The following is an 18,856-nucleotide window of genomic DNA, read 5'->3' as shown; positions in this document are numbered from 1 at the left end:
GCAGGCTTCGGTGGTGGACTCAGGAAAAGAGTCTTGGATCGTAGTGCCAGCGCTTGAGCGTGGTGGCGCCGATCCCGGCGGCGCCATCATGCCGCGGATTGATCAGCACATTGTATTCGTCGGGCACGATCACGGACGGGACGAGCAGAAGCGCCGTTGTGCGCGCCATGACCCAGGCGTCGCCGACGGTCCTGGAGGTGAGCCCGGCCGGGATCGCGTCCCATCCCACAGGCGGTGGATCGAGCACCCTGCGCGCAGCCCACAGCGCATCGGGGATGTCGATCCTGACCAGGTAGCGGTTGTAGGGCAAGCCTTCGCCGCTGAAGTAATGCACCGTTTCGAGCGTGGCCAGGGCGATGCTGCTGGCGCAATAGACGACGGGTGTGCCCTTGCTGTTCCATCGTCCTCCTGTCGTCCTGGCGCCGATGCCCTGCATATCATGCGCGTTGTAGTACGGCGTTTCGCTTGCGATGCGCCAGGCCGTGACGGTCACGCGTAGACCCCGCTTTGCGTCCTTGCGAGCAGTTCGGCCACCAGGCGCTGGCCTTCGATGGTGTCCATATAGCTGGCAGGCGTGGCGCCAGCCAGCGCCGGAACCGGACTGGCGAGCCAGCCGGCCACCCAGCGCGCCGCATCGAAGCCGGCCGGATCGCCCGATTGCTGCACCATGGTGTGCACCATGCCGATCAACATGCCCACCCCGAGCACGCGCTCCGACTCGTCCCTGGACAGGGGCGTGGCATTTCTTTCCTTGCGATTGATCGTGGCCCGCGACAGGCCGAGGCTCGCAAGCAGGTTTTCCTTGCTGATGCCCATGTGCGTGGAAAGCTCGCCGATGCTGGCGGCGGGAACGCCTTCGCGGATAAGCGCGATCCTGGCTTGTGGGTCAACGTGGTAGAGCTGGCTCGCCTCGGCGACAAAATGGGTGGATTCGCCAGTGGGGGCAGCGCTGGGATAGGTGACGGCAACGGCCAGACCGGATGCTGCGCCGCCATGGCCGGACTTGCGGGTATGCGCTGCCGTTGCGCTTGCTTTCACTTTTCTCGACTTGGACATGATCGTCTCCTTTGATCCTTCACTCTACTTCAGGTGAGACAAACAGTCGTTGGAGTATGGCCGCTGATTGATCGGTCGCAAGCGATGGCCCGACACGGCTGCGGAAATCATTGTGGGCGCCATGAAAAACGCCGGCATGTGCCGGCGTCAAGCGTTCCCGCGGACGCGGCAACGAAGAGGAAACCGTCACAGGTCGCCGTAGGCGACCTGTGCGGCCCTGCGTGATTAGAACGAGTGACGCAGGCCGACGGTGAACACCGAAGGATCGGCGCCCAGCGCGGTGGCTGGCGGGGTCACGTTGTTCGACGAGGCGTTGATGCCGAAGGCGCCGCGGCCGTTGTTGCGCAGTTGGGCGTAGGTCGTGTAGATGTTGGTGCGCTTCGACAGCGAGTAGGTGTACGACACCGACACGGTGTTGCCCTTGGCATCGGTATTGTCCAGCTTCTGCTGCTGGAAGTTCAGGAAGAACTTGTTCGCGCCGACGGCGTACGAGGCGCCGATGTTGGCGTTGGTGTATTCAGGATTGACAGCGGTGCCGGTGCCTTCCAGCTCGGCCTTCATCCAGTTACCCTTGATCTCGAACGCGCCGAAGTTGTAGCCGGCGCCGAATGCCATTTCCTTGTCGTCGCCTTCGGCCAGGCGCTCGATGGCGTGGTAGCCGGCGCCCAGGTACAGGCCGCCGTTCTTGTATTCCACCGATGCGCCGATCAGGTCGCCCGATGGGTCGACGGTCTTCTCGCCGGTCGAGTAGGCGGCGTTGACGACGAAGCCCGACAGCGAGTTCGATTTGTAGTTGACCGAGTTGGCCAGGCGGCGGGTCAGGCGGTTGGTGCCGAAGGCCGACAGGTTCGAGCCGTACAGGCCCTGGCCGTTGATGTCCGATGCGGCGGCGACGGCGGCGATCGGCGAGTATTCGCGGCCGACGGTCAGGGTACCGAAGTTGCCTTGCAGGCCGACCACGGCGCGGCGGCCGAAGGTCTGGGAGTCGGTGGCGCCGGTGTCGAGCGACACGCCGGCTTCGATGTTGAACAGGGCTTTCAGGCCATTGCCGAGATCTTCGGTACCGCGGAAGCCCAGGCGGCTGCTCGACTGGTTGCCCGAGCTGACGGTGGTGCGGCGGTCTTCGCCCGGTGCATCGGTGTCTTCCAGGGCGATGGCAGCGTCCATGACGCCGTAGATCTGGACGTTGGTCTGGGCTTGGGCGAACAGTGGCAGGGACGACAGCACAGCGGCAGCCAGGAACTTATACTTCATGAAGATCTCCAGTTTAGTTTCGACAAGATGTTGAGTTATCAATCAACTCAGATCGACAGCGATCTTATCGAGCCAATATGTCGAGTTCATGACATCCTGACTATGTTGTTTTTACGCAATAGCCCGAATAATATTCTTTACTTTCGGCATCCGTAGAAAACTTTAGACGACATGTCCACTCAACGGCAGCACGATGTCGATGCGGGTGCCGGGCGGTTCGTCGCTGGCGATGGTGATGTCGCCGTGCATGGCCCAGACCCGCTCGCGCATGCCGACCAGGCCCAGCGACTGGGCTTTTTCCATGTCTTCGGCGCGGATGCCGCGGCCGTCGTCCTGGATCGTCACCAGCAGCTCGCCGTTGGTGCGATACAGATTGAGCAGGACGTTCTGCGCCCCGGCATGGCGCGCGATATTGGTCAGCGCCTCTTGTACGATGCGAAACACCGCCGTGCTGGCGGCGTCGTCCAGGCGCAGCTCGGCTTCGTCGGCCAGTAGGGTGCAGCCGATCCCGTGGCGCTCGACGAATTCGTCGCGCAAGCCCTGCAGCGCGAAATACAGGCCGCCTTCGTCGAGGGCGCGCGGGCGCAGGTTGGTGGCGATCCGGCGCAGCGAGGCGATGGCGGTGAGCAGGTTGGTTTCCATGCCGGACAGCAGGCGCACGCTGGCATCCGGCAATTCGTCGATACGGACCAGCAAGGTCAGGTCCATGCGCAGCGAGGCCAGCAACTGGCCGAGGTCGTCGTGCAGCTCGCGCGCGATATGGGTGCGTTCTTCTTCGCGGATGCTTTGCAGGGCCGAGGACAACTGGCGCAGCTGGTCGTGCGAGCGCGCCAGCTTTTGCTGCACCAGGTGGCGCTCGGAGACGTCGCGCAGGATCACCGTAAACACGAGGCGGCCCTCATGCTCGACGCTCGAGATCGATCCCTCGACGGGAAACAGCTGGCCGCCGGTGCGGATGCCGGTGACGGCGTAGTCGGTGGCGCGCCGTCCCGCGCGACCGCCGCCGGCCGGGAAAAAATCGAAGGGGGTGTGCGCTTGAGGCGAGGGCGGCTGGATGAAGCGCGACAGGCGGTTGCCCTGCATGGCGCTGACGCTGGAATTGAACATCTGGGCCGCGGCCGGGTTGGCCAGCAGGATGGTGGCGTCCTCGTCGACCGACAGGATGGAGTCGCTGGCGCTGTGGACGATGCGGCGGCTGTCGACGCCGCGCCCCTTGCGCTGCGGACTGCGGGCCCGGCTCAGGGCTGCGGCCATGTTGCCAGCGCAATAGCCGCCCAGAAAGCCGGCCACCAGCACGGCCGGACCGGAGCGGCGACTGCGTGCCCTGCGCTGAGATCTCATGCGGGATAGAAGAGGAAGGCCGCGGACGCGGACCGGGTCCTCTACATTACGCGCATGGAGACATGCCGGCGTTGAGACCAGACAAGGCGCCGGCGCTGGAACGCGCCGGCGCCGGCTTCACATCTGCTTGAACAGGTGCAGGAAGCTGCGGCTGACCTCGAGCTTTTCCGGGCGGCCCTTGACCAGCACGAGGTGACGACCGCGGATGTCGCGCGTCACGCCCTCGATCGCATTCACGTTGACCAGGGTCGCGCGGTGGATCTGCCAGAACAGCGAGGGATCGAGCTCATCGGCCAGGTCGCGCACCGGCTTGCGGATCAGGGCTTCGAAGCCGGCCGTCTGCACGGCCGTGTATTTCTCGTCCGAACGGAAGAACAGGATCTCCTCGACCGGGATCATGCGCAGGTCCTGGCCGATGCTGGCCTGGATCCATTGCAGGTGTTTTTGCTTCGGCGCGGCGATCTTCTCGGCCAGCTGGCTCAGCATGGCTGACACGCTGTCGTTGACGCTGCCGGCGACCTGCGGCTTGTCCAGGCGCTCCTTGAGGCGGTCGACCGTGATCTTCAGGCGGTCGGGCTCGGTCGGCTTGAGCACGTAGTCGATCGCGCCGCGCTCGAAGGCTTCCACCGCGTACTGGTCGTAGGCGGTGACGAACACGATCTGGCTACCGTCGCCGATCTCGCGCGCCGCTTCCATGCCGGTCTTGCCCGGCATGCGGATGTCGAGGAAGGTGAGGTCGGGATTGAGCTCTGCGACCAGTTGCACGGCTTCTTCGCCATTCTTCGCTTCGCCGACGATCTGCAGTTCGGGCCAGGCTTCCTGCAGGCGCATGCGCAGCTGGTCGCGCATCAGTCTTTCGTCATCGGCAATAATCGCGGTAGGCATGGTGAGTCTCTTCTCAGGTTTATTATTCAATGATTATTCAATGAAACCGGGCGCCAGGCAAGCCGGGCCGCCAGCTCTCGGCCTCAAGCCTGTTTCGACAGCTGATAAGGCACTTCGATCGTCGCGATCACGCCGCTCGGGCTATTGGCGCCGATGTGCAGGCGGGCGCTGTCGCCGTGCAGCAGCTTGAGGCGGTCGCGGATCGTCTGCAGGCCCAGGCCGGTGCCGTCGCTCGGCACCACGCCAAAGCCCACGCCGTCGTCGGTCACGGTCACGCGCAGCTTGCTGTCGGCCACCTCGGCCACGATCCTGAGGGTGCCGCCTTCGGGCTTGCACTCCAGGCCGTGCTTGATCGCGTTCTCGACCATCGATTGCAGCATCATCGGCGGGAAGGCCGCGCTGCGCAGGCCGTCCGGGATCTGCAAATCGACCGTCAGGCGCTCTTCCATCCGCATCTTGAGCAGGACGAGATAGGCGCTGACCATGTCCACTTCGCGCCCAAGGCCGGTAAGCACCGCGTTGTCGCGCATCTGCGGCAGCACCGCCCTCAGGTACTGGATCAGGCTGCGCTGCATGGCCGAGGCGCGCGGCGGGTCGACCCGGATCAGGTGCTCGACCGAGGCCAGCGTGTTGAACAGGAAGTGCGGCTCGACCTGGGCCTGCATCATCTGCATCTTGGTTTCCGACAGCTGGCGCTGCATGGCTTCGCGCTCGGCGGCGGCGTTGGCGACCTGGGCCTCGGCATCGGCGCGCTTCTTGCCGCCGACCAGGGCCTTGGTGCCGAACAGCGCCAGCAGGAGCAGCAGCACGAAGTTCATGAACCAGGTCGAGGCCTGCTTGTGGTAGCGCGACACCTTCTGCTCGGCGGCGTCCTCGACCGCCGCTTCGATGGCGTTGGACAATTCTTCGCCAATCTGGGGCGGCAGCTCGATATGGACCGAATCGTCGCCCGGATGGATATTGATGCCGCTGCCGCCGATGGCGGGCGGCTTGGGCGGCAGCGGCGGATGAGGCGCCTCTGGTGCATCCGGATCGGCTGGCGGAACCGGTTCGGCAGGTTCCGCCGGCTCGGCCGCGCCGCTGCGCGCACGGGTGCGCGGATTGAAGCGGATGCCGCTCTCGTCGATCAGGATGCTGGCTTCGCTGCGCCGCCCGGCATCGCGCTCGGCGCGGGCGATCTCTTCCTGGGCCGGGCCGTTGAACAATTCTTCTTGCAAGATGCCGGCGGCTGTCAGGGTCAGGCAGGCGAATAGCAGGAACTTCCACCACGATAGCTGGGTAACCCAGGTCGCCACCGCGTCGAAGGCCCGGTAGAGCCAGGACAGGATGCCCGTCAAATACTGTTGTGTCGAACTGCGTGCTTGCATGGTCGTCAATTTTGTATGTCCGCCATCATCGATCGTCGCGGATGGAGCGTTGGAATGATGCAACTTTAACGCGCCAGACGCGTCAGGGCCAGTCCCCTGCGACAGCCTGCAGGATTCGGGGAATGGACGGTACTCATGCGCTGGAAATGATCGAACTCAACAGCTATTAATTAGAAACATTGCAAGGTATGATGATCTTCTCCGATGGCCGGGCCATGCCGGGACCAATCACAACCGATGACGAAAGGGTGTGCCGATGTCCGCTATTCCCCACAAATTCCGCCTCGTGACCCGCAGCGACTTCGACGGTCTCGTGTGCGCCGTGCTGCTCAGGCATCTCGAACTGATCGACGACATCCTGTTCGTCCATCCCAAGGACATGCAGGACGGCAAGATCGTGATCACCGCGCGCGACATCACGACCAATCTGCCTTACGTCGCCGGCGCCCACCTGGTGTTCGACCACCACCTGTCGGAAACCATCCGCAATACCGGCCGCCGCGAAAACCACATCATCCACCCCGAAGCGCCGTCGGCGGCGCGCGTGGTGTACGACCACTACGGCGGCGCGCGCACCTTCCCGGCCGCCTGGAACACCATGATGGCGGCGGTCGACAAGGGCGATTCGGCGCGGTTTACACGCGACGAGGTGCTCGATCCGCAAGGCTGGGACCTGCTCAATTTCCTGATGGATGCGCGCACCGGCCTCGGGCGCTTCCACGATTTCCGCATCTCCAACTACCAGCTCATGATGGACCTGATCGGCCACTGCGCCACCCAGGACGTCGAACAACTGATGGTGCTGCCGGACGTGGTCGAGCGCAGTGACCTCTACCGCGAGCACAGCGAGCGCTGCAAGGAACAGATCCGGCGCTGCGCCAAGGTCGAAGGCAACCTGGTGGTGCTCGACCTGCGCGAAGAGCCCGTCATCTATGCCGGCAACCGCTTCATCATCTATGCCCTGTTCCCCGAGACTAATATCTCGATCCACGTGCTGTGGGGCGTCAAGCAGCAAAACACCGTGTTCGCCACCGGCAAGTCGATTCTCAACCGGACCTCGAAGACGAATATCGGCGCGCTGATGCTGGAATACGGCGGGGGCGGGCACGAGAATGCCGGCACCTGCCAGGTGGACAACGAATTGGCCGAGGACGTGCTTGGAGCGCTGGTCAAGCGCATTACCAGCGAAGGCTAGTTGACACGTCATTCCCGCGCAGGCGGGAATCCAAGTCTTCTGGCGTCACCGCATAAGTATCTGTTCACGGCTGCGCATCGGCCTTGGATTCCCGCCTACGCGGGAATGACGGCTAAGCAGTATGCTGCCGCTGCGCCAGCAAATGCCGCGCCGCGTCGGCCGACAGCGGTTCGGAGAACCATTGGCCCTGCATCTGGTCGCAGCCGTGGTTGCGCAGGAACTCCACCTGGGCCTCGGTCTCGACCGCTTCGCCGACCACCGTGATGTCGAGGTTGCGGCCGATGTCGATCAGGGCCTTGGCCAAAGACCCGCCGCGACCGTGGTCGGCGATATTGTGCACCGCCGCCTTCGACAGCTTGACCTGGCGCACCGACAGCTGCTGCAGGAAGTTCAGGTCGGAGATGCCGCGCCCGAACTGGTCGATCGACAGCATGGCGCCGACGTCGCGCAACTGGGCCGCCAGGTCGCGTCCCAGTCCTGGATTCCTGATCAGGTCGGCCTCTGGGATCTCGATCTCGATGGTGCCGGGCGGCAGGCCGTAGCGTGACATGCGCTCGGCGATGCCTGCGATGAAGGTGGGCCGGCTGTACTCGCGGTGCGAGACGTTGACCGCCACCGGCAGCGCCGTATAGCCGGCATGGCGCAGGTCGCGCGCGAAGGCGCAGGCCTGGTCCAGCACCCGGTTGCCGATCTCGACGATCTGTCCACTTTCCTCGGCCTCGGACAGGAAGGCCGCCGGCAGCATCACCCCGTTGACCGGATGGCGCCAGCGCAGCAGCGCCTCGAAGCCGCGCACCTTGCCGCTGCGCGCGTCCATGCGCGGCTGGAACAGCAGGAACAGTTCGTCGTCGTCGAGCGCGCTCTTCATGCTGCCGGCCAGGCTTGCGCGCGCCTCGCTGGCCAGGCGCATCTCGCTGGAATAGAAATGCACGCCGCCGCCAGTGTTCTTGGCCCGGTACATGGCCATGTCGGCCGCCCGCACCAGGTCGGCCGGGGTGTGGCCGTCGTGCGGAAAGGCGGCCACGCCCAGGCTGGCGCCGACCGGGATTTCGCTGCCGCGGAAGGCCACCGGCATGGTCAGCGCGCGGCGCACGCGCTCGACCATGCGCAGCGTGAAGCGCAGGCTGGGCTGGTCGACCAGCACCATCACGAATTCGTCGCCCGACATGCGCGCCACCGTGTCGCTGTCGCGCACGGTGGCCTGCAGCCGCCGCGCCACCACCTTCAGTACCGCATCGCCGGCGTCGTGGCCGAAGGTGTCGTTGATGGCCTTGAAGTTGTCGAGGTCGATCAGCACGGCCGCCACCAGCGTCTGATGGCGCTGGGCCAGGTGCACCGCGTGGTCGAGCCGGTCCCACATCAGGGTGCGGTTGGCCAGGCCCGTCAGGCTGTCGTGGTTGACCTCGTGCTCCAGGCGGTCGGCGCGCTGCTTGCTGGCAGTGACGTCGACCAGGATGCCGACGAAGTGCGATACCTGGCCATTGTCGTCGTGTACCGGCGTGATGTGCAGGTCGTTCCAGAACACTTCGCCGTTCTTGCGCAGATTGCGCATCACCACGTGCACCGAGCGGTGCGCGTGCAGCGCCTGGCGCATGCGGCTGCGCTCGTCCGCGTCCATCCCGGGCGCTGCCATGAAGCGCGAGTCGCGGCCGATGACCTCGTCGGCCCCGTAGCCGGTGATGCGTTCGAAGGCCGGGTTGACGTATTCGATCGGATGGTCGGCGCCGCCGTTATGGGCGATGATCACGCCGTTGCTGGCGGCGTTCAGGGCGCGCTTGTACAGGTTCAGCTGACGCTCGTGCGCGCGGCGCCTGGAGATGTCGATGCCCATGCCGAACAGGTACTGGCCACCGGTGCAGTCGATGCGGGCGCCCCGCAGCAGGACGGGGGTCTCGCGGCCGCTGCGCGCGACGTAGTCGACTTCCATCTCGAGTTCGGTATTGTCCTCGAACATGCGATGGACCTTGTCGGCGAATTCGACCCGGTCGCGCGCGTCGAGCATCTCGAAAGCATTGGCTGTCGCGAGTTCCTCGGGCATCATTTCACAAACGCGCTCGAGGTTATGGTTCCACATCAGGATGCGGCCCTCGGGGTTCAGGATGTAGAAGGTGCCGGGCAACAGGTCGACCACGTCCTTGAGCGCGGTGGCGCCGAGGCGTTCGCTTTCGGACGGCGCGCCGGAGACCGGGATGACGGTGACGCTGTAGCCGCGCGCGGCGCCGCTCGCATCGAGCTGGGCGGCCAGCGCGACGATGGCCATACGCGGCGCAGGCGCCGGCAAGTCGACCCGGGCCGCGCCATCCTCGCGCAGGGCCAGCCATGGCGGCGAACCCAGCAACTGGGCGGCTTCCCGGCCGAGGGCGTCCGCGGCGGGAAGACCGAATAGTGTGGCGCACTGGGGATTCCAGGTAATGATCGTACCAGCCTCATCGGCCAGGAAGCTGACCTGCTCGGAGGGGTCGAACGCTGACATGGCGGGCCGCCTTTCTCGCTTCCATGCACGTGCTGCAGCAGCTCGTGCCTGTGTGAAGCCAGCTTACACCTGTTCCGAATTCACTTGGCAAGCGTTACGTACCGTGCGCAACAGCATCAGGCCGCAGGCGGCGCGGATGGGTATAGACCACGTGACGGCCTCCGCGCACGAAACCGGCCAGGGTCAGTCCGGCGCGGTCCGCCAGCCGCACCGCCATCGCGGTCGGGGCCGAGATGGCGGCCAGCAAGCCAATGCCGGCGCGCGCCGCCTTCTGCACCATCTCGAAGCTGGCACGGCTGGTGACGAGGGCGAAGCCGTCGCCGGCGTCGATGCCGGCGCGCGCCAGCGCCCCGACCAGTTTATCGAGCGCATTGTGGCGGCCCACGTCTTCGCGCACCAGCAGCAAGTGGCCGTCGCGGTCGGCCCAGCCCGCCGCATGCATGGCGCCGGTGGCCTGGTGCAGGCGCTGCTGGCCGGCCATGGCCGCCATGGCGCGCTGCAGCGCCTGCGGCGTGAACGGGCTGCCGGTCTCGTGGACGCCGCCGTCGCGCGGGTCGTCAAGCTCGGTCTCGCGCTCGAACCACGCCAGGCTGTCGATGCCGCACAGGCCGCAACCGGTCTGGCCCAGGCGTGCGCGCCGCGTCGCTTTCAGGCGCGCCATGGCGCCGGGCGCGATGTCGATGGCGAGCGCGATCCCGTGCGGGCCGGCCTCGACTTCGACTTCGCGTACGTCTTGCGCCGCGCGGACGATGCGTTCGGACAGCGAGAAGCCGACGGCGAAGTCTTCCAGGTCTTGCGGCGACGCCAGCATCACGGCGTGGCTGATGCCGTTGAAGACCAGGGCCACAGGTACTTCCTCGGCCAGCAGCTCGCTGCCGTCTTCGATCAGGCCATCGTGCCAGCTTGACGCCGGCACGCTGCTGGCGAGCGCGAACGTCTCGTCGCCGACCCCGGCGAACGGCGCGCGCGCGTTCATGGCGCGGCCACGGCGGCACTGCGTTCGAGCAGCACGTCGATCGACTTCGCCGCCGGCACCTTGCTTTCCTTGGCGTGGTGCCACAGCGGAATCAAGGGATTGCACTCCGGGTAGTAACCGGCGATGCAGCCGGGCGGCACGTCGTAGGGCACGATCTGCAGGCCGTCGACGCGGCGCTCGACGCCGTCGTCGGCTTTGGTGCGCAGCGTCACGACGTCGCCCTTGTCCAGGCCGTAGCGCGTCATGTCGGCTTGACCCATGAACAGCACCATTCGGCTGCCGTGCACGCCGCGGAAGCGGTCGTCGTGACTATAGATCGTGGTGTTGAACTGGCCGTCGCTGCGGATCGTGAACAGACGCAGCACCTCGGGGCCGCCGTCCATGTCCGGGTTGCCGGGCAGCTCGTCCGGCGCCGTGAATTCGGCCTTGCCGCTCTCGGTCTTCCAGATCCGTTCGGCGGCGCCGAGCGGCTTGCGGAAACCGCCCGGTGTCCACATGCGCTCGTTGAAGTCGTGGAAGATCTCGGGGAAGGTGACGCCCATGGCGTCGCGGATGCTGCCGTAGTCCGCCACCCAGGCGTCCCAGTCGACGCGTGGGTTCGGATCGAGCGTGGCCTTGGCGATGCCGGCCACGATGGCCGGTTCGGACAGCAGGGTAGGGGCGGCCGGCTCGGCCATGCCGCGCGAACCGTGCATGCACGAGGTGCTGTCCTCGACCGTCACCGCCTGCTCGCCCGTGCGCTGGCGGTCGATCTCGATCCGTCCCAGGCAGGGCAGCAGGTAGGCAGCCTTGCCGTGGATCACATGGTTGCGATTGAGCTTGGTTGCGACCTGCACCGTCAGCGGCAGTTCGCGCCAGGCCGCTTCCATCAGGCGCGTCTCCGGCACGGCGCGCAAGAAGTTGCCGCCCAGGCCTATGAAAGCTTGCAGCTCGTGCTTCAGGATCGCCTCGCAGGCATCGACCGTGGTCAATCCTTCGTCGCGCGGCGGCTCGAAGCCGTACTGCTCCTTGAGTTTGTCGAGCGGGGCGAGTTCGGGCTTTTCGGTGATGCCGACCGTGCGCTGGCCCTGCACGTTCGAATGGCCGCGCACCGGGCAGATGCCGGCCCCGGACTTGCCGATATTGCCGCGCAAGAGCAGCAGGTTGACCAGCATCGTCACGTTCTGCACGCCGTTGCGATGCTGGGTCATGCCCATGCCGTAGACACCCATCGCGGCGCCGGCCTGGCAATAGACCTCGGCCGCCTGTTCCAGCGCGGCGCGCGGCAGGCCCGATTCGCGCTCGATCGCCTCCCAGCCGCAGGCGCGCACGGCGCGCTCGAATTCCTCGAAGCCGTGGGTGTGCTCCTGGACGAAGGCGACGTCGATCACACGTTGCGCGCCGCTTTCCCTGGCGACGTCGTCCAGCGCGAAGACGGTCTTGCACATGCCCATGATGGCGGCCGTGTCGCCGCCCGGCCTGATCTGGTGGTACTGGGTGCTGATCACGGTCTCGTGCCCGGTCAGCATCTCGACCGGCGATTGCGGATTGGTGAAGCTCACCAGTCCGCGTTCGCGCAGCGGATTGAAGGTGACGATCGGCACGTCGCGCTCGCGCACTTCCTGCAGCTGGTGCAGCATGCGCGGGCTGTTCACGCCCACGTTCTGGCCGAAGAACAGGATGCAGTCGGTGTGCTTGAAGTCATTGAGCCCCACGGTGCCGACGCCGACGCCAATGGTCTTTTGCAGGCCGACCGAGGTGCTTTCGTGGCACATATTCGAGCTGTCCGGCAGGTTGTTGTTGCCGTACATGCGCGCCAGCAGCTGGTACATATACGAGGTTTCCAGCGAGGCGCGGCCGGAGGCATAGAACACCACCTGCTTGCGCTCGCAGGCGCGCAGCCGGGCGCCGATCTCGGCGAACGCCACGTCCCAATCGACCGGGCGGTACTTGTCGCTGGCGGCGTCATAGCGCAGCGGCACCGTCAGGCGGCCATGGTCTTCCAGTGCGTGGTCGCTCCAGCTTTCCAGTTCGGTAAGCGTGTGGCGGTCGAAGAAGTCGGGGCCGATCGCACGGCTCGTGGTTTCCCAGGCGGTGGCCTTGGCGCCGCTGGAACAGAATTCGAAAGGATGCGGGTCGGCCGGCTTGGCCCAGGCGCAGCTGACGCAGGCATAGCCGTCGGTCTTGTTCTGCTTGAGCAGCAGGCGCGTGTCTTTCAGCACCACGTGCTGGCCGCTCAGGGCTTTCTTGACGTCGTCGACCGACCCCCAGCCGCCGGCGGGCATGGTGGCGGCTTCGATGCGGACGGGTTTTTCTTGCTGGCTCATCGGGCTCTCCCTGCAGATGGAGGGTCTACCGTAGCCGCCACTTCCGCCGACTCTCGGTGCGAGCGCGCACATTGGCCGGGAATCATGAACAAATGACGGGTCATTAGAAGGGCGACGCACTCGGGTTGAAATAACCGCGAATAGTGCATTAGTCAAATACCTATCGTTTCAATAAAGATAATTGATTTCATAAATGACATACTCATCTATAAGATAGCTATCTCTACTTGGACTTAAATAGGTTTTGACTATGAGTTTTGCTTTACCTTCTTCCGGGCGTCTGGCCTTGTGCGCACTGACCCTGACCGCCGGCGCCATGGCGCTTGCCCAGGGCGCTTATGCCCAGACCCTGACCAAGGACAATGGCGCCCCAGTCGGCGACAACCAGAACAGCCAGACCGCCGGTCCCGGTGGCTCGACCTTGCTGCAGGACGTGCACCTGATCCAGAAGCTGCAGCGCTTCGACCGCGAGCGCATCCCGGAACGCGTGGTGCACGCGACCGGCACCGGCGCCCATGGCAGCTTCGTCGTCACCGATGACTTGTCGGACCTGACCCGCGCAAAGATGTTCAAGCGCGATACCGTGACCCCGGTGTTCGTGCGTTTCTCTACCGTGATCCCGAGCCGCTCGGGCGCGGAAACCACGCGCGATCCGCGCGGCTTCGCTACCAAGTTCTATACCCAGGAAGGCAACTGGGATCTGGTCGGCAATAACCTGCCGATCTTCTTCATCCGCGACGCGATCAAGTTCCCGGACATGATCCATGCGCTGAAACCTGACCCGGTCACCAATGTGCAGGAACCCGAGCGCGTGTTCGACTTCTTCTCGCACGTGCCGGAATCGACCGCCATGCTGACCCGCGTGTATTCGAACTACGGCACGCCGGCCAACTACCGCCAGATGGATGGCAGCAGCGTGCATGCGCTCAAGCTGGTCAATGCCAAGGGTGAATACGTATACGCCAAGTTCGCCTGGAAATCGCGCCAGGGAGAGCGCAACCTGCGTCCGCAAGAAATCCCGCTTGTGCAGGGCAAGAGCACGGCCCACGCCACCGTCGACCTGTACGAATCGATCAAGGCCGGCAAGTTCCCACGCTGGGACCTGACCGTGCAGGTGCTCAAGCCGCAAGAGCTGGGCAAGTTCGACTTCGATCCGCTGGATGCAACCAAGATCTGGCCCGGCATCCCGGAGCGCAAGGTCGGCACCATGACCCTGGACCGCGTGCCTGACAACTTCTTCGAGGCGACCGAGCAAGTCGCGCTGGCGCCGGGGAACCTGGTGCCGGGCATCGAGGCGTCGGAAGACCGCATGCTGCAGGGCCGCCTGTTCTCGTACATCGACACCCAGCACCACCGCCTGGGCGCCAACTTCCAGTCGCTGCCGATCAACAAGCCGCTGGTGCCGGTGCGTAATCACCAGCAAGATGGTCAGGGCAATATCGATGGCCGCAAGGGCAGCGTGAACTACCAGCCGAGCCGCCTGGCGCCGCTGGTCGAAGACCCGAATGCCCGCTCGAGCAATCTGCCGCTGACCGGCACGACCCAGCAGCAGCGCATCGCCAAGACGCTGAACTTCCGCCAGGCCGGCGAGTTCTACCGCTCGCTGAGTGCCCAGGACCGTGACGACCTGATCGCCAACCTGTCGGGCGACCTGAAGCGTGTGCAGAACGTGGACAGCCGCGACACCATGTTGTCGCACTTCTGGAAGGCCGATGCCGACTACGGCAAGCGCCTGGTGAAGGCGGTGGGTGGCGATGCGGCGAAGATCGCGGCGCTGGCTGCGGCGCTGAAGGAGTAATCCCGCTGAAGGAGTGATCCGCTAGCAGGCGATGTCTCCCGCTAGCGTAAAAAAGTCGTCCCCGCGGAGGCGGGGACCCAAGTCTGCAAGCTTCACCACATGAATGTGCATGAGTGGCTGTGCTGAGTAACCTGGGTCCCCGCCTGCGCGGGGACGACGTCTTTTGCTAGTAGCAGAAACGACGCGACTTGGCGGCGCTCAGGCCGCTGCGACTTCCTGCTTCACCGGCAGCGCGATCTCGTTGTTCACGCTGAACTGGTAATCCTTGAACACGTGTTCCGCACTCAGGATCTGGTAATTGCCGTCCGCCAGCAGGTGGGTGGTGTCCTTCAGGCGGTAGGTGTAGTGGCCGCAGGTCCAGCAATTGAAGTTGCGCATGTGCGTGCACAGGCAGGTCTTGTCCATCACGACCACTTTCTTCTGGTCGGGATGGGCCTGCACCTCGCGGTTGTACGAGTTGATGTAGGCGCAGTTACCGGTGGCGTCGAGCAGGTAGCCGTAGGATTCGCAGCCCGGACGGATGCCGGAGCCGATCGCCGGGGTATTCTTGAGCATGCGCATCGGATAGCCGGTCGGCGACACGCCGTTGACTTCGATGTCTTCTTCGCTGGCGCGGAAGTATTCCTGCTTGACGCTGTCCGGCAGGCCGCACTCGTGGGTGACGGTGAAGCGGGTCGCCACCTGCACGCCGGCGGCGCCTTTTTCCATGAAGCCGGCCGCGTCCGAACCCGTAAACACGCCGCCGGCCGCGATCACTGGAATGCCCAGTTGCTCGGCCTGCATGAAGGCGTGGATCTCGTCCATGATGGTGTGCAGGTCATACTGCTTCCAGTCATCGAGGCCGAAGCCCAGGTGGCCGCCGGCCAGCGGGCCTTCGACGATGACGAAGTCCGGCTTGCGATCCAGGCGCGACACCTTCTTGAGGAACAATTGCAGCGCGCGCACCGAGGACACGATGATGCCCAGGTGGGCGTCGCGGAAGCGCGGGTGATCCTTGATCAGCTCGAACGAACCCAGGTGCAGGCCGGCCGACAGGGTGATGCCGTCGATGCCGGCGTCCAGCGCCGCACCCAGGCGCACGCGCAGGGTTTCCTTCGGCGCGTTCATGGTCAGCTTTTCCATGCAATTGACGTAGATAAGGCCATCGCCTTTCTTCGCTTCCATGGTCGAACCGACGTGGCGACGGGTCGCCTCGGCCAGGTGATCCAGGTCGAACTGGACCACCGCCTTGTTCATATTGTTGATGTTGAACTTGTAGGTCTTCGTCTTGTCTTTAACGAAGGTGGTGTCGAACTTGCGGTCGGACACGTCCTGGGACATGGCGTCGGAGATATGACCGATACCACCGAGGCGGGCCGCTTCGAGGGCCAGCTCGGACGTCGAAATGTCCACACCCATTCCGCCAATCATGATGGGCACATATTCCTTGTTGCCCATACGTAGGCGGAAATCATCAACACGTTTCATTGCTATCCTTAGACTACCTAATCTGCCCGGGTTTGCGGCGGCGCACAGCGTCACGAAAACGCATGAATTTCAAGGCGCCATTCTACTCCAAGCGGGGCAAGGCGCCGCGGATCGCGTCCGCGTGCGCCTCGCTTTTCAAGCCGGTCGTGCCGGCCACATGCGACTCTGCGTAGCGATCAGTCGCGGAAATTATTGAAGGCCAGCGGCAGCTCCTGCACGTCCTTGCGCAGCATCGCCATCGCCGTTTGCAGGTCGTCGCGCTTGGCACCAGTAACGCGCACCGACTCGCCCTGGATGCTGGCCTGCACCTTCATTTTGCTTTCCTTGATCAGTTTGGTGATCTTTTTCGCGTCCTCGGTCTCGATACCGTTGCGCACCTTGATCACCTGCTTGACCTTGTCGCCGCCGATCTTCTCGACCTTGCCTTCGTCGAGGAAGCGTACGTCGACCTTGCGCTTCGACATCTTGTTGATGAGCACGTCCTTGACCTGGCTGAGCTGGAAATCGGAATCGGCCAGCAGCGTCAGTTCGCGCTCTTTTTGTTCGACATTGGCCGAGCTGCCCTTGAAGTCGAAACGGGTCGTGATTTCCTTGTTCGATTGCTCGACCGCGTTCTTGACTTCGACCATGTCTGCTTCGCAGACCACATCAAACGATGGCATGGAGTGTCCTTATTTTATAAAGCATTAGAGCCTGTCCCGGTAGGTGGGAGTCGCTCCTGGCGCGCCTGGCAGGCGTGTGCTGCGTTGCTCGTCGTTGCATGGCGCGCCATGCGGCCTCCTCGCGCCTTGCCCACGCCCGCCATGCATCGCCATGAGCTTCCCCCCACCTACCGGGACAGGCTCTTAGATTAATCCCTCTATTTTAGCGGACAACGGCCCGAATCGCGACCGTTTTGCCCGACTGGAAAGTAGGGAATGCGTGAACCACTATAATGAAACGACATTTTTTATCCCACACGTCATGCATCCAGACCTGCCCATCGTCCACGACCAGCCGCTCGCCGGGCTGAATACCTTCCGCATCCCCGTCACCGCCCGTCAATACCTGCGGGTCACGGACGCCGGGCAATTGACGGCGCTGCGCGCCGATCCTTCTCTCGCGAATCTGCCGCGCCTGGTGCTGGGCGGCGGCAGCAACCTGCTGTTCACCCAGGACTTCGAGGGCCTGGTGCTGCACATGGCCGGCCAGGGACGGGAGATTCTGGGCGAGCAGGGCGACAAGATCCTGGTGCGCGCCCAAGCCGGCGAGAATTGGCATGCCTTCGTCGGATTCACCCTGGAGCAGGGGCTGGGCGGGCTGGAGAACCTGTCCCTGATCCCCGGCACGGTCGGCGCTGCACCCATCCAGAACGTGGGGGCGTATGGCGTCGAAACCAAGGATGTGTTTCACAGCCTGACGGCCTTCGACATGGCCAGCGGCCAGATCCTCACCCTGGACGCCGCCGCCTGCCGCTTCGGCTACCGCGACAGCATCTTCAAGCACGCCATTGGCCGCGATCTGATCGTGCTGGACGTCACCTTCGCCCTGCCGGCCGCCTGGCAGCCGAACCTGCGCTATGCCGAACTGGCCAATGCGGTGCAGGAAGCGGGGCTGGCGGCGCCGACGCCTGGCGATATCGGCGCCATCGTGGAAGCGATCCGACGCCGCAAGCTGCCCGATCCACTGGAGATCGGCAATGCCGGCAGTTTCTTCAAGAACCCGGTGGTGTCGGGCGAGGAATGCCGGCGCCTGCTGGAGATGTATCCGAACCTCGTCCACCATGCCCAGCCGGACGGCAGCGAGAAGCTGGCGGCGGGCTGGCTGATCGATCAGTGCGGCTGGAAGGGGAAGAACATCGGCCCGGCCGGTGTCTACCACAAGCAGGCGCTGGTCCTGGTGAACCTTGGCGGCGCGCTGGGGACCGATGTGGTTCGCCTGGCCCAGGCCATCCAGTCCGACGTGGCGGCCCGCTATGGCGTGGCGCTCGAACCCGAACCCGTTTTCATTTAAGGACTTGCATATGAAGAAGGCAATCGTCACCGGCTACACCCGCGGTCTCGGGGCCGCGGTCGCGGCCGAATTGCAGGCGCGCGGCATTGCCGTGCTGGGCCTGGCGCGCGGACGTTCGTCACTGGCCGGCATCGAGCAGATCGAGCTCGACATGGCCGATCCGGCCGCCCTGCAGGCCTGGCTCGCGGGCGATGCGCTGCGCGATTTTCTGCAGAATGCAGGCGATGCGCTCCTGGTGAACAATGCCGGCGTCGTCACGCCGGTCGGTCCGCTGGCCGCGCAGGATCCTGCCGAGGTGCTGCGCGCGGTCGCGCTCAATGTGGGCGCGCCACTGGCGCTGGCCGCCGCCTTCGTGCGGGCCGCGCCAAAGGCCCAGCGCCGCATCCTGCACGTTTCGAGCGGCGCGGCGCGCAATGCCTATCCCGGCTGGGCCGTGTATTGCGCGACCAAGGCGGCGCTCGACCAGCATGCGCGCGCGGTACTGCTCGACGGTGACACGGGCGTGCGCGCCTGCAGCCTGGCGCCGGGCGTGATCGACACCGATATGCAGGCCGCGATCCGCGCCACGCCGGACGCCGATTTCCCGATGCGCGAGCGGTTCGTCGCGCTGAAGGAGGGCGGCGCGCTGGATTCGCCCGAGGCATGCGCCAGCAAGCTGGTCGATTATCTGCTGGCGCCAGGATTCGGCAGCGAGCCGGTGGATGACTTGCGTAGCTAGTTGACAGCCTTGCGACATTTGTCGCATG

15 protein-coding genes are annotated in these 18,856 nt (G+C 64.8%); 4 read left to right on the top strand and 11 right to left on the bottom strand.

Annotated features, from left to right (window positions below):
* Positions 1 to 19: 19 nt before the first annotated feature.
* The 6 genes from FVD38_RS10005 to FVD38_RS09980 all read right to left on the bottom strand — a co-directional run bounded on the left by FVD38_RS10005 (position 20) and on the right by FVD38_RS09980 (position 5,903).
* A complete protein-coding gene (locus FVD38_RS10005) occupies positions 20 to 493 on the bottom strand; it encodes an RES family NAD+ phosphorylase (protein WP_147934684.1) in 474 nt (157 codons plus the stop codon).
* Positions 490 to 1,056, bottom strand: a complete 567-nt coding sequence (locus FVD38_RS10000; protein ID WP_147934683.1) for an Xre family toxin-antitoxin system antitoxin — start codon at positions 1,054 to 1,056, stop codon at positions 490 to 492. Before FVD38_RS10000 ends, FVD38_RS10005 begins: the two co-directional genes overlap by 4 nt.
* 225 nt (positions 1,057 to 1,281) lie before the next feature.
* Entirely contained in the window at positions 1,282 to 2,310 is a 1,029-nt protein-coding gene (locus FVD38_RS09995) for a porin (RefSeq protein ID WP_147934682.1), read from the bottom strand.
* Between the two features lie 162 nt (positions 2,311 to 2,472).
* On the bottom strand, positions 2,473 to 3,651 hold the full coding sequence (locus FVD38_RS09990) for a PAS domain-containing sensor histidine kinase (protein ID WP_147934681.1): 1,179 nt from the start codon (positions 3,649 to 3,651) through the stop codon (positions 2,473 to 2,475).
* A 117-nt stretch (positions 3,652 to 3,768) separates the two neighbouring features.
* Positions 3,769 to 4,536: a LytR/AlgR family response regulator transcription factor gene (locus FVD38_RS09985; protein ID WP_147934680.1), complete on the bottom strand. Its 768-nt coding sequence runs from the start codon at positions 4,534 to 4,536 to the stop codon at positions 3,769 to 3,771.
* An 83-nt stretch (positions 4,537 to 4,619) separates the two neighbouring features.
* Complete coding sequence (locus FVD38_RS09980; RefSeq protein ID WP_147934679.1) at positions 4,620 to 5,903, bottom strand: sensor histidine kinase; 1,284 nt, start codon at positions 5,901 to 5,903, stop codon at positions 4,620 to 4,622.
* 256 nt (positions 5,904 to 6,159) lie between these two features.
* On the opposite strand from FVD38_RS09980, the gene FVD38_RS09975 reads away from it, so the two are divergent.
* Complete coding sequence (locus tag FVD38_RS09975) at positions 6,160 to 7,098, top strand: exopolyphosphatase (protein ID WP_147934678.1); 939 nt, start codon at positions 6,160 to 6,162, stop codon at positions 7,096 to 7,098.
* Positions 7,099 to 7,210: 112 nt separating this feature from the next.
* Here the strand turns inward: FVD38_RS09975 and FVD38_RS09970 are convergent, their stop codons facing one another.
* The 3 genes from FVD38_RS09970 to FVD38_RS09960 all read right to left on the bottom strand — a co-directional run bounded on the left by FVD38_RS09970 (position 7,211) and on the right by FVD38_RS09960 (position 12,853).
* Positions 7,211 to 9,571: a sensor domain-containing protein gene (locus tag FVD38_RS09970; RefSeq protein WP_147934677.1), complete on the bottom strand. Its 2,361-nt coding sequence runs from the start codon at positions 9,569 to 9,571 to the stop codon at positions 7,211 to 7,213.
* A gap of 94 nt (positions 9,572 to 9,665) precedes the next feature.
* Entirely contained in the window at positions 9,666 to 10,547 is an 882-nt protein-coding gene (fdhD, locus tag FVD38_RS09965; protein WP_147934676.1) for a formate dehydrogenase accessory sulfurtransferase FdhD, read from the bottom strand.
* Complete coding sequence (locus FVD38_RS09960; RefSeq protein WP_147934675.1) at positions 10,544 to 12,853, bottom strand: FdhF/YdeP family oxidoreductase; 2,310 nt, start codon at positions 12,851 to 12,853, stop codon at positions 10,544 to 10,546. The genes fdhD and FVD38_RS09960 overlap by 4 nt, the downstream gene beginning before the upstream one ends.
* 250 nt (positions 12,854 to 13,103) lie before the next feature.
* Between FVD38_RS09960 and FVD38_RS09955 the strand changes: the two genes are divergently transcribed.
* Positions 13,104 to 14,651 carry a catalase gene (locus FVD38_RS09955; RefSeq protein ID WP_147934674.1) on the top strand — a complete coding sequence of 516 codons (1,548 nt, stop codon included), beginning with the start codon at positions 13,104 to 13,106 and terminating at the stop codon, positions 14,649 to 14,651.
* A 198-nt stretch (positions 14,652 to 14,849) separates the two neighbouring features.
* Here the strand turns inward: FVD38_RS09955 and FVD38_RS09950 are convergent, their stop codons facing one another.
* Positions 14,850 to 16,118 (bottom strand): nitronate monooxygenase, encoded by a 1,269-nt coding sequence (locus FVD38_RS09950; RefSeq protein WP_147934673.1) that lies wholly within the window; start codon positions 16,116 to 16,118, stop codon positions 14,850 to 14,852.
* 176 nt (positions 16,119 to 16,294) lie between these two features.
* Entirely contained in the window at positions 16,295 to 16,780 is a 486-nt protein-coding gene (locus tag FVD38_RS09945) for a YajQ family cyclic di-GMP-binding protein (protein ID WP_123070872.1), read from the bottom strand.
* A 301-nt stretch (positions 16,781 to 17,081) separates the two neighbouring features.
* On the opposite strand from FVD38_RS09945, the gene murB reads away from it, so the two are divergent.
* Complete coding sequence (gene murB, locus FVD38_RS09940; RefSeq protein ID WP_187271534.1) at positions 17,082 to 18,110, top strand: UDP-N-acetylmuramate dehydrogenase; 1,029 nt, start codon at positions 17,082 to 17,084, stop codon at positions 18,108 to 18,110.
* Positions 18,111 to 18,120: 10 nt separating this feature from the next.
* Positions 18,121 to 18,828 (top strand): SDR family oxidoreductase, encoded by a 708-nt coding sequence (locus FVD38_RS09935; protein ID WP_147934671.1) that lies wholly within the window; start codon positions 18,121 to 18,123, stop codon positions 18,826 to 18,828.
* Positions 18,829 to 18,856 lie beyond the last annotated feature (28 nt).

The sequence above is a fragment of the Massilia arenae genome (assembly GCF_008014745.1).
GTDB lineage: Bacteria > Pseudomonadota > Gammaproteobacteria > Burkholderiales > Burkholderiaceae_D > Telluria > Telluria arenae.
The sequence above is the reverse complement of the archived record's forward strand: the minus strand, read 5'-3'. Positions and strand labels throughout refer to the sequence as shown.